Genomic DNA, 12,154 nt, shown 5'->3' with positions numbered 1-12,154 from the left:
ATTTTCTTTTGAAATATCATATAAATTTTTTATTTCTAAATTTCCTTGTTTAATTTTATTTGGAGAATAAATTATTTCTTTAATGCAATAATTTTTTGGATTTAATTTACTTATAATTTCTCCATTACATGAATTAATATGTTCTTTTAATAAGTTTATGGATAATACTTTTTCAATTGATTCATATGTTCCTTGAAAACGTGGATTTACTTCAATTAAATATATATCATTATTTAAAACATTATTTGATTCATTTTCTTTATTTGATAATATTAAATCAACACCATTTGAACCAATTAAATTAAGTTTTTTAATAATTTCTTCACTTAATATATTCATATCTTCATTAAGGTTTTTCATTCCTACTTCATCATGTGTTTTAATATTTGTAAATTCTTGTATTGATCTAATATCTAATGGTAATATATTACCACAATATTTGTAATTATTTTTAAAACCAATATCATTTAATGTTAATAATCTTGTATTCATTATTGTTTTTGCATCAGTTTTTGAGGATAGAACTGATGAACTTATGTTTATACCTTCTATGTATTCTTGAACTAGTATTTCACCTAAATTATTAATGATGTTTTCAATAATATTTTTTATATCATTATTTTCAATATACTTATCATAATTTAAAAGTATTGTATTATAACCACCAGATCCATGGTTTGGTTTTATAATAAATTGGATATCTTTGTATTCTTTTAATATTTCTTCTATTTCATATACATCATTAGTTAAAAATGTCATAGGCATTAAAAAATTATTTGAATTTTCTTTGTAAAATCTATATTTATCACTTACATGTTTTGTTTTTTTATTTCCAATAATTTTTTTTCTATATTTTGAGAATTCTCCTGTAAAATCTTCTGGAGTAATTCCTGAAGTTAAAATAATTCTTTCTGCTTTTTTTATGTATTCTTTTCCATTTTCTAATAATTTTAAAGGACTATAATTTTCTTCAAATAATCCACAACTTTCATCACTTTCTTCAGTTAATATGTGTTTTTCTTCAATATTATCTGGAAAATCAATTGTTGTAAAATAACTTGAAGATTTAACATTATAATCTAATTTTTTTGCTGAATTAACTTGAGGTCTTGTGTTTACTCCTATTATTACTAAATCATTCATTGTTAGCAGTCCTTTTTTATTAATATTTAAATTTTTATTTATCCTAATTTTTAATTATTTTGTTTATAATTTAATTTTAATTATTTTGAATATTCTAAATAATTATGTGGTTTTATTGATTTACCGATACATTTATATATAATGTTTACAAATATAATAGTGTTCTATGTAAATAGAGCTGTATTCTATTTTATTAGAATTAGTCCCGTAGGGTAGTGGTAATCCTTCTAGGCTTTGGACCCGGAGACGGCGGTTCGACTCCGCTCGGGACTATGTTTTTTTTAATCTAATTTTTTTGTATTATCTATTTTTTTTGATTACTTATTTTTTCTTATTAATATTTATTTAATAAAAAGTATTATTATTTTTTAAAAATTATTTAATTATTTTAAATAAAATGGAATTTATTTTATAGTTATTAGTGTATTAATATTTTTGATGAGATTTTGAACTTATTTATATTTATTATCAATATTAAAATGAGATTAATTTAGTATTTTTTTATTGAATTAAGATCTTTATCTTTTTTTTTAAAAAATAGTTTTTAAATTGTAAAAAATTATATAATTTTATTTAAAATTTTAAAAAGAGATAATTTTAATTTTTTATTCTTTTTGTTTAGCCCATAAACAAACATCATACCATTTACATCCGCCACAAATATTTTCAATATCTTTTTTACTTGTAAATAGTTTATTATTAATTAGATCAAATAGTTCACTTGCTTTATAATAATCTTTTTTTGATTCTTTTAATATTTTTTCTAAAACTATTTTATCCATTTTTAATATCTTTGTGTTTTCATCTTTATTGATACATATTTCACAATTATTATTTGGGCATTTTTTACATATGTCATCAATATTTGATGTTATCTTAACATATTCTTCATCGTTTATGATTTTCTTATGGATTAAAGTCATGTTCTCTGTAAATTCTTTATTGTATCCATAACCTTGAAAACCTTGTAAACATAATAAGTGATGGCCACGTATTTTTAACATAATATTATAAAAATAGTTTTTTTTATTAAAAAATAAAGTAGTTAAATGAGTAATTATTTACTCATTTTTTGGTAATAAAATTTTTGAAATACTAGATCCTGCTAAAACTTTTATTATATCTCCAATAATAAATGGTACAAGACCCATAGTAAGAACTTGAACTAAACTTAAGGATACACCTTTACCAAATAAGAATGCAGCATATAATCCAAGTAAACCAGGAACATAAATTGTAACAAAATTAGCAATAAGTAAAACTACAGTCATTTTTCTAAAATTCCTAGATTCTGGATATTTTTCTGATATGTATCCAACAAAGTATGCACAAATAATAAATCCTATGAAGTATCCACAAGTAGAACCAAGTAATACTGAAAGTCCTCCAACCATTCCACTATACCATGGAATTACAAGTCCAAGACCAACATAGAATATTTGAGATAATAATCCATATTTTTTTCCAAGGAATAAACCTGCAATTAATACTGCAAATGTTTGGAATGTAATTGGAACTGGAGTGAATGGTAATGGAATTGCTATTTGTGCCATAATTCCAGTGAAACATGCCATAAGAAATGCAAGTGCAATTTTTTCATAAGTATTTGCATTTTTAACATGATTGTAAATATCACTTCTTTTTTGATAATAACTATCTATATTATTCATATTTTACCTCCATTTAAATTATCTGGATAAAATATCTAAATTAAAAATAAAAATATATTATTAATTTATAATTTTACCTGTTTTTTATATGTTTTATCTAATTTAAATAAGTTTTGTTTTAATATATTCTTTTTAATATTTTTAAAACTTTAAATTATTTCTTAGATTTAATTATTTTTTTATTATTTCTTAATTAGTTCTTTAATTTAAATTTATTATAGTTTTAAAGCTTATTTTTAAAAATATATTAATATTTTTTTATAATTTTTATTAATTATAACTTATAACTTATAATTTAAATCTTTTATTAATTTAACTTTTTTTGCATAATTTTTAGAAAATCTATTTATATTAAGATATTCAAAATAAAACTGTGATATGGAAATACTGTTCCATGGGAATACGGAAGGCTTCTTCCGATTAATATCATGGATACAATATCGCTAGTAATATAATATTTAATTATTATATTTTCTTAAAAATAATTAAAAAAATCAAAGGGAGATACTTAAAATATGTCTTATGTTGATGAAGTAATTTCTAAAATTACTAAAGAAAACCCTGGTGAACCTGAATTTCACCAAACTTTAAATGAAGTTTTAAACTCTTTAAGAGTTGTCGTTGAACAAAACGAAGAAGAATACAGAAGAGATGCTGTCTTAGAAAGATTAGCAAATCCTGAAAGACAAATTAAATTTAGAGTTCCATGGGTAGATGATAATGGTCAAGTACAAGTAAATACTGGATACCGTGTACAATTTAACAGTGCTATTGGACCTTACAAAGGAGGTCTTCGTTTCCACCCTTCAGTAAATATTGGAATTATTAAATTTTTAGGTTTTGAACAAATTTTCAAAAACTCTTTAACAGGACTTCCAATTGGTGGAGGAAAAGGGGGATCTAATTTTGATCCTAAAGGAAAATCTGATCGTGAAGTAATGGCTTTCTGTCAAAGTTTCATGAATGAATTATACAGACATATTGGTAAAGATATTGATGTACCTGCAGGAGATATTGGTGTAGGTGCTCGTGAAGTTGGTTACTTATATGGACAATACAAAAGATTAACTGGTCAATTTGAAGGAGTATTAACTGGTAAAGCATTAAGTTTTGGTGGTTCATTAGCAAGAACTGAAGCTACTGGTTACGGATTATTATACTTCACTAATGAAATGTTAAAAGCTAATGGTGAATCTTTTGAAGGTAAAACTGTAACTGTTTCTGGTGCAGGAAATGTTGCTATTTATGCAATTGAAAAAGCATATGAATTAGGTGCTAAACCTGTAACTGCTTCTGATTCTACTGGTTGGGTATATGATCCTGAAGGAATTGATTTAGCATTACTTAAAGATGTTAAAGAAGTAAGAAGAGGAAGAATGTCTGATTACGCAGCAGAAAGACCTTCTGCAGAATATCATGAAGGTAGAGGAGTATGGCAAGTTGAAGCTGATGTAGCTTTACCATGTGCAACTCAAAATGAATTAGGTATTGAAGATGCTAAACAATTAGTTTCAAACAACACTTTTGCTGTAGCTGAAGGTGCTAACATGCCTACTACTCTTGAAGCAACAAAATACTTACAAGATAATGGAGTATTATTTGGACCTGCAAAAGCAGCTAACGCTGGTGGAGTAGCTGTATCTGCACTTGAAATGAGTCAAAACTCTGAAAGATTATCCTGGACCTTTGATGAAGTAGATAATATGTTAAAAAGAATCATGAAAGATATCTTTACTAAATTAGATACTACTTCAGCTAAATATGATGCAGATAAAGATTACGTTCTTGGTGCTAATGTAGCAGGATTTGAACGTGTCGTTGATGCAATGCAAACTCAAGGTATTGTATAGATAAACACAGAATTATGATTATTTCATAATTCTTTTTTACTTTTTTTAGTTTTTTAATACATAATTTTTTATAGAATTTTTTTAGTTTTTTTTTTAAAATTAGTTTTTTTTTTAGTTTCTTATTATTTTAATTAATTTATTAGATTTTTTGTAATTTTTTTATAACTTTTATCGTTCAATAGAATTTTTATGTATATTTTTATTATTTACTTATTCTTGTGTTTCTATTAGTTATTTAAAAGTAGTATATTTATTTTTTTAGTAATTTAATAATTTTAAATTTTATTAAATCTTTTAAAAACTTTAATTTATAAATATTTAATTTATTTTCAAAATTAGTAGTTAGTTTAATAATTTATATTCTTTTAATTTATTGTTTTAAAAGAATTTTAATTGATTTTATAAAAATAGTTATAATGATAAATTTAATTATCATTATTAAATTTTACAATTGTAGTAGTAAGATAAGGTTTATCTTTTGAAAATCCTTTAAGTATTTTCTCATTTTCACGTGTACAATTTTCAACAGAAGTAATATCTTTTTCTCTTGGATCATCATTTATTATTTTTTCAACTTCTTCATTATTTCTTGAAGTTTTCATAATAACAAATGTATCTCCTTTATCTATTAAATCATTTAATCTTTCATCTATTTTTGGTATAACTGTTAAAATTTGATTTTTTTCAACGAGAGGTTTACCAATACTTGCAGCGCATGCAGTAAAAGATGTAATTCCTGGAATTATTTCAATTTCATATTCATCTTCAAGATTTTTTTGTACATATGTAAATGTTGAAAATATTGATGGGTCACCTAATGTAACAAATGCAACATCATGTCCACTATTTAAATATTCAGCAAGTAAAAGAGAAGCTTGTTTCCAATTTCTTTTTAAACTTTCAACATCTTCTTTCATAGGAAATACTGGTTCTACTATCATTAATTTTTTATTCTCTCTTTTTTCGATAAGTGGTTCTACAATAGATAAAGCAATACTATGTTTATTTGGAGAAGAACGTGGTGCAAATATTATTGGAATTTTATCAATAATTTTTGCAGCTTTTAATGTTATAAGTTCAGTATCTCCAGGCCCAACACCTATTCCGAATAATTTTCCTTTTTTAACCATTTTATCACCTAAAAATAATGTTTTAAATTGTGATGTAATAAATTATAAAATTAGATATTATTTAATTAAATTTTAATAAATTTTAAATTATATAAAATGAATTTTATTAAATTATTATATTTTTTAAAAATTATATTTTGAAGTTTAATCTTTTTAAACTTTATATAATTTTTTAGTTTTATTAATTATTTAATTTTTACTTGTATTTTTAGTATATTATAAAAAATTTATATTTTATATAAATACTTTTCAAATACTATCATAATATTTAATAAATTATTATTTCAAATATACTTATTATGACTGATTCTTTATTTTGTCCTAATTGTGGTATGTTAAAAGAAAATTGTGTTTGTGGTAAATATAAAAATTCAAATAAACATAATAATTCTTTAGACGATTTTTCAAATAAGAAACATAATAATATTGTCGATGATATTATACCTGATGTTTATTCTATAAAGAATCATAAATTAGATAACAATAGGATAAATGATTTAAAAAAACAATATCCTAATATTGATGATGATATTATTGAAAATTTTCCATTTCCATCACCACGTACTGGACAATTAGATATTATTCAAAATATTGAAGAAGCAATTTCTAAAGGTTATAAATATATTGTATTAGAAGCAGGAACAGGTACTGGTAAATCTGCAGTTGCTACAACACTTGCAAATATTTATGGTTCTGCATATATTCTTACAATGACAAAACAATTACAACATCAATATGCTAAAGAGTTTGGTTTTCCTATAGTTAAAGGAAGATCTAATTTTTCATGTTTAATGGGTGGTTCTGAAGCTACTTGTGATATGGGTGTATGTAAAACTACTGTAAATTCTAAAAAATTTTTCTGTCCATTTTCAATTACAAAAGTTCCTAAATTAACTTCAACTATTGCATTTGAAGATTCATTTGGTAATGATATTTATTATAATTCAGATAATCATTGTAATTATTGGGAACAAAAAGCTAATGCTATTAATTCACCAATTACTTTAATGAACTATGATTATGCAATTCTTGAATTAAATTATGTTAAACATTTTGGTACAAGATCTCTTTTAATTCTTGATGAGGCTCATAATATTGAAAATAAATTAATGAATAGTTTAGAACTTACTTTATCTAATCAAAGACTTGAAAAAGATATTAAAAGAAGAATTTCTAAAGAAACTCTTAAAGATGGTAGTGTTGAAGACTGGATTTTAGAGCTTGAATCACTTTATGAATCATATCAAGATGTAGATTTAAAAGATTTACCTATGAATAAAGTTGATAGAATTAGAAGAACTATTAGTAGAATTAAACTTTTAAGAGACCATCTTGAACATGAACCTAAAAATTGGGTAATTGATGCTAATGAATATAGTGTATCATTTAAACCATTAAGAGTTAATAAGTATGCTAAAGATAATCTTCTTAAATATGGTGATATCTGTATATTTATGAGTGCTACTATTTTATCTCATAAAATGTTTTCAAAATGGTTAGGATTAGATCCTAATGAGGTTTATTATATTAAAGTAGATAGTCCATTTCCACCTGAGAAAAGACCTATTATTCTTGATTTAGCAGGTAAAATGTCTAAAAATAGGATTAAAAAAACAGCACCTAAGACTATACCTATTGTTAATAAAATTTTAAGACGTCATAGTGATGAAAAAGGATTAATACATTCTCATAGTTATAAATGTTCTAGATTTATTACTCAAAATATTCCTAATGCAAGATTAATTTCACATACTCCTGCAAATAGACAAAGAGTTTTAGATTATTTTGAAAAAGATTCTGATCCATTAGTTCTTGTATCTCCTTCAATGAGTGAAGGTGTTGATTTACCTTATGATAAATGTCGTTTTCAAATAATATATAAGGTACCATTCCCTTATCTTGGAGATAAACAAATTAATCTAAGACAAAAACGTGATAAACGTTGGTATGCTTATAAAACAGTAATGACAATTATGCAAGCATATGGTAGAGGAATGAGAGCTGAAGATGATTATTGTACAACATATATTTTAGATAAAGATATTTTGATGTTATTTAAAAGTCCTTTATATAGATCTCTTATTCCTGACTTCTTTAAAGAAGCAATTGTTGAGAATGATTATATAAAATTTAATTAATTTTTACTATTTTTTTTTATTTTTATCTAAATAGATTATTATTAAAGTTTTTTAGTCTTTTTACTTCTAGTTAATATTTAGCTATTTAGTTTTTTATTTAATATTTTAGTATTTTAATTGTTTTTTTATTAAAATAAGTTTTTTTATATTATAATTGTTTAAATAATTAAATTTTAATATTTAAAAATAGCGGACCTAGGGGGATTTGAACCCCCGGCCTCGGGATCCGAAGTCCCGCGTCATTCCAGACTAGACCATAGGACCATAATATTATTTTTATTTTTTTTAATTAATAAATATATTTTTTTAATCTTTTTATAATCTGATTTTTTGATTATTTTCTTTTAATTTTGTGTTTTGAATTTAATTTTTTTATAATTGTAAGATTTTTTCTTTTATTTTTCTATTTTACAATTTAGATTTTTTTTTATAATTATAACATTTTTTATATTATTAAAAAAATATACATAATTAATATAAAATCAAGGTTATATTATGTTAACTAAACGAATTATCCCATGTTTAGATTGTGATCTTCAGGTTCCTGAAGGTCGTGTTGTTAAGGGAATAGAATTTAAAGAAATTAAATATGCAGGAAACCCTGTAGAACTTGCAACTAAATATTATGAGCAAGGTGCAGATGAAATTGTAATTCTTGATATTACTGCTTCTCATGAACGAAGAGAAACTATGGTAGATGTTATTAAAAAACTTACTGAAAATGTTTTCATACCTATATGTGTTGGTGGTGGAATTAGGAAAGTAGATGATTATCTTAATATGCTTAAAGCAGGTGCAGATAAATGTTCTACTAATACTGCAGCTATTCATAATCCTAACTTAATAAATGAAGCATCTGAAATTGTAGGTTCACAGGCTTGTGTTGTTGGTATTGATGCTAAAAGAAAATATGTAAAAAGTCCTGATGATGCTCCTGATAAAAATGTTGTTGAAATTAAATATCCTAGATTAAGTGATGAAAGTAAATATTGTTGGTTTGATTGTAATATTTATGGTGGCCGTAAATTTACAGGTATTGATGCAATAGATTGGGCAAGAGAATGTCAAGAAAGAGGTGCAGGTGAGATTCTTCTAACTTCTATGGATGCAGATGGTACAAAAAATGGTTATGATCTTGATTTAACTAAAGCAATAAATGATGCAGTTGATATTCCAGTAATTGCTTCTGGTGGTGTAGGTAATCCTGAAGATATTAAAGATGCATTTGAAAAAACAGATGTTTCTGCTGCATTAGCAGCAAGTATTTTCCATTTTGATGAATATCCAGTACCTATTGTTAAAAATTATTTAAATGATAATGGAATTAATGTAAGATTATAGTAATATTTTATAAAAATTTTCTAAGGAGGGTGTTTAATGGAATTTAATGATTTAATTAATATTAAATTAACTCAAGAATCAGGACAAACTTCACAAGCTTCATGGAAATTTGATGAAAATACATCAAGTTATAATAATGTTATTTTAATAGATAATATTCCTGTATTATTAAAAGTTTCACAAGATAATATAAATTCTTTTAGTTTGGACTATGAAATTCCAGGAGTTATTGATGATTCTATGTTAAATAAATATTTTGAATCTAAAATTACATCTGAAGTAAGAAGGATATTTGATCTTGATTATGATATTAATAAATTTTATAAATATTTAGAAAATGATGAAAAACTCGCTCCTTCAGTAGATTTTTGTAAAGGATTAAGACTTTTTGAAGCAGTTGATCCATTTGAAGCTATAATTGCATCAATTTCTTCTTCAAATAATTCTATTGCAAGATGGACTAATACTATAAAAGATATTAAAAGAATCTGGGGAGATGAATTTAGATTTCCATCTGGAACTTATTATAAATTTCCACCTTCAGAAGTTTTAATGTCTGCATATGAAACAAAAGAAGAAGAATCTGAAGCTGATGATGAGCAGAGAAAATTAGAATCATATACAAATAATCTTAAATCTTGTGGACTAGGTTATAGAGTTAAATATGTTAAAGAAGCAAGTGAACTCTTTTCACTAGAAGCTGATTTCAATGAATTTTTTAAAATGTCTTATGATGAAGCATTTGACGAAATTATTAAAATTAAAGGTGTTGGTCCAAAAGTAGCTGATTGTATTTTACTTTATGGTTTTAATTTTAAAGAAGCATTTCCAACAGATGTATGGATTAAAAGAATCATGTCTTATTTATATTTTAATAATGAAGATGTTTCTGTTAAAAGAATTAGAGAATTTGGAATGGATAAATTTGGAGATTATGCAGGTTATGTTCAATTGTATTTATTTCATTATGCACGTAAATCTGGACTTATGTATAAATTGAAAAAATAATCTTTTTTATGATTTTTTAATTTTTATTTCTGATTGTTTTTTGTTTTAATTTTTGCTTATTATTTTTTAGTTATTTTTGTTTTTATTTGTTTTTTAATTGTTTTACTATTTTTACTTATTAAATAAGAGATTATATTTTTTTATAAAAAATTATATAATTCTTTTTATAAATTATAATTTAAAGAGAATATAAAAAAGGGTATTTTTGTAATTTTTTTTATTTAATTATAAAATATTAATATTTAAAATTTTAATTTTCTATTTTGCTATTTTTAATTTAAAAATTCTTTTAAATATTCACCTTTAAAATTCTTATTAAAAAGGTGGGAATATGAATAAGAAATTTGATTTAGAATTTTATGTAATTTTTGTATCTTTCATAACATCTTTTTTTGGAGTATTTTTATCTAATGGTGTAGTTGTAGGTTTACCTGCAATTGGATTAGATTTTGGAATGAGTAATGTAGTACAAAATTGGGTTTTGACTATTTTATTCCTTGTTATTGCAGCATGTACTATACCTGCAGGTCAAATATCTGGAAAATATGGTGTTAAGAAATCTTTGATTATTGGTCTTATTATTTATTTAATTGGATCAATTGGGGCATGTATATCATTTTCAACAGAAATATTTTTTATATCTAGGATTATTCAAGGTATTGGTATTTCAATTGTAAATGTTGCTGCAATGGCTATGGTTGTATCTGCAGTATCTCCTAAAAATAGGGGTAAAGCTTTAGGATATACAATTACAGGTGTTTACTTAGCTATTTCACTTTCTCCAGTTATATGTGGATTTTTAGTATATAATCTTGGTTGGAGATCTATGTTTTATGTAGTAATTCCATTTTTAGTATTTTCTATACTTCTATCTATCTTTAAAATTCCACATGAATGGAAAACTTATGAAGGAGAATCACTTGATATTATAGGTTCAATACTTTATGCACTTGGTATTTTATCATTTGTATATGGATTTACAACTTTAAATACACATAATGGTATAATATTTACAGTTATTGGTGTAGTATTACTTATTATATTTGGTGCTTGGGAATTAAGACAGAAATCTCCTGTATTTAATGTACGTTTATTTAATAATGCAAAATTTTTATCATCAAATATTGCATCATTATGTAGTTATCTTGCAATTATGGTTGTAACAACAATAATTAATTATCACTTACTATATAATATGTAAGAGGATGGAACTCACAAATGACTGGAATAGTACTTATTATAACTCCTATTATAATGGCGATAATAGCACCAAATGCTGGAAAATTATCAGATAATATACATCCTCAAAAATTAGCAGCTATTGGAATGAGTATTGCTACTGTTGCATTAATAATATTTACATTTTTAAATCCAAAAACTCCACTTTACATTATTGTTATAGCAATGGTACTTCAAGGTTTAGGTATGGGTCTTTTTTCATCACCAAATACTAATGCAATTATGAGTTCAGTACCTCCAAAAGATGCACCTACTGCATCAGCATCACAAGCTGCAATGAGAACTATTGGTCAAACTTTAAGTTTAGGACTTTTAACTCTTGTATTCTCATGGGTAATGGGTAATTTAACTTTGTCTACAAAATATGCATTATTAATTGTAAAAAGTTCTCAATTTATCTGTGGAATTAGTGTAATATTCTGTATATGTGCAGTCTTTGCATCACTTGTAGGAATTAAATCTAAAGATAAATTTAATACATCTAGTTAAATCTATTTTAACTAATTATTTATCTTTTTTTATTTATTTTATAAAATTAAACAGTAATTTGAAGTTTTTTTTAAAATTAGCTATTTATATGTTAGATAATTTAATTATATTTTTTTTAATATTTTATATTTAAAAATAGTTTAAGT

The 12,154-nt window shown here is 23.9% G+C and carries 10 protein-coding genes and 2 tRNA genes; 7 read left to right on the top strand and 5 right to left on the bottom strand.

The genetic code is table 11. From position 1 onward, the window contains the following. Nucleotides 1-1,143 (bottom strand): ATP-grasp domain-containing protein (locus BGI41_RS03340; RefSeq protein WP_088538826.1); only part of this gene is annotated, 1,143 nt, incomplete at its 3' end. Between the two features lie 201 nt (nucleotides 1,144-1,344). Between BGI41_RS03340 and BGI41_RS03335 the strand changes: the two genes are divergently transcribed. Next, nucleotides 1,345-1,416, top strand: a tRNA-Gln gene (locus BGI41_RS03335). Nucleotides 1,417-1,748: 332 nt separating this feature from the next. On the opposite strand, the gene BGI41_RS03330 is transcribed toward BGI41_RS03335, so the two are convergent. Further along, the gene (locus BGI41_RS03330) at nucleotides 1,749-2,147 is read right to left on the bottom strand and encodes a DUF1284 domain-containing protein (RefSeq protein ID WP_088538825.1); all 399 of its coding nucleotides are present in this window, start codon (nucleotides 2,145-2,147) and stop codon (nucleotides 1,749-1,751) included. A 57-nt stretch (nucleotides 2,148-2,204) separates the two neighbouring features. Next, complete coding sequence (locus BGI41_RS03325) at nucleotides 2,205-2,813, bottom strand: biotin transporter BioY (RefSeq protein ID WP_088538824.1); 609 nt, start codon at nucleotides 2,811-2,813, stop codon at nucleotides 2,205-2,207. 515 nt (nucleotides 2,814-3,328) lie between these two features. On the opposite strand from BGI41_RS03325, the gene gdhA reads away from it, so the two are divergent. After that, on the top strand, nucleotides 3,329-4,663 hold the full coding sequence (gene gdhA, locus BGI41_RS03320; RefSeq protein WP_088538823.1) for an NADP-specific glutamate dehydrogenase: 1,335 nt from the start codon (nucleotides 3,329-3,331) through the stop codon (nucleotides 4,661-4,663). 425 nt (nucleotides 4,664-5,088) lie between these two features. Here gdhA and cobI read toward each other — a convergent pair whose 3' ends face one another. Next, a complete protein-coding gene (gene cobI, locus BGI41_RS03315) occupies nucleotides 5,089-5,793 on the bottom strand; it encodes a precorrin-2 C(20)-methyltransferase (protein ID WP_088538822.1) in 705 nt (234 codons plus the stop codon). A 299-nt stretch (nucleotides 5,794-6,092) separates the two neighbouring features. On the opposite strand from cobI, the gene BGI41_RS03310 reads away from it, so the two are divergent. Continuing rightward, nucleotides 6,093-7,931, top strand: a complete 1,839-nt coding sequence (locus BGI41_RS03310; RefSeq protein ID WP_088538821.1) for a helicase C-terminal domain-containing protein — start codon at nucleotides 6,093-6,095, stop codon at nucleotides 7,929-7,931. 190 nt (nucleotides 7,932-8,121) lie between these two features. Here BGI41_RS03310 and BGI41_RS03305 read toward each other — a convergent pair. After that, nucleotides 8,122-8,195: transfer RNA gene (locus tag BGI41_RS03305), tRNA-Arg, on the bottom strand. Between the two features lie 231 nt (nucleotides 8,196-8,426). Between BGI41_RS03305 and hisF the strand changes: the two genes are divergently transcribed. From hisF to BGI41_RS08645, 4 genes are all read left to right on the top strand, one after another. After that, complete coding sequence (hisF, locus tag BGI41_RS03300) at nucleotides 8,427-9,272, top strand: imidazole glycerol phosphate synthase subunit HisF (RefSeq protein ID WP_088538820.1); 846 nt, start codon at nucleotides 8,427-8,429, stop codon at nucleotides 9,270-9,272. Between the two features lie 36 nt (nucleotides 9,273-9,308). Beyond that, nucleotides 9,309-10,280, top strand: coding sequence for a DNA glycosylase (locus BGI41_RS03295; protein WP_088538819.1), 972 nt, complete (start codon nucleotides 9,309-9,311; stop codon nucleotides 10,278-10,280). Between the two features lie 331 nt (nucleotides 10,281-10,611). Then, entirely contained in the window at nucleotides 10,612-11,481 is an 870-nt protein-coding gene (locus BGI41_RS08650; RefSeq protein WP_255377146.1) for an MFS transporter, read from the top strand. A gap of 17 nt (nucleotides 11,482-11,498) precedes the next feature. Beyond that, nucleotides 11,499-12,008 carry an MFS transporter gene (locus BGI41_RS08645; RefSeq protein ID WP_255377145.1) on the top strand — a complete coding sequence of 170 codons (510 nt, stop codon included), beginning with the start codon at nucleotides 11,499-11,501 and terminating at the stop codon, nucleotides 12,006-12,008. Nucleotides 12,009-12,154: the final 146 nt, after the last annotated feature.

The organism is Methanobrevibacter sp. 87.7 (genome assembly GCF_002208625.1).
GTDB lineage: Archaea > Methanobacteriota > Methanobacteria > Methanobacteriales > Methanobacteriaceae > Methanarmilla.
Note: the sequence above shows the minus strand (reverse complement) of the source record. Positions and strands in the feature narration are given on the sequence as shown.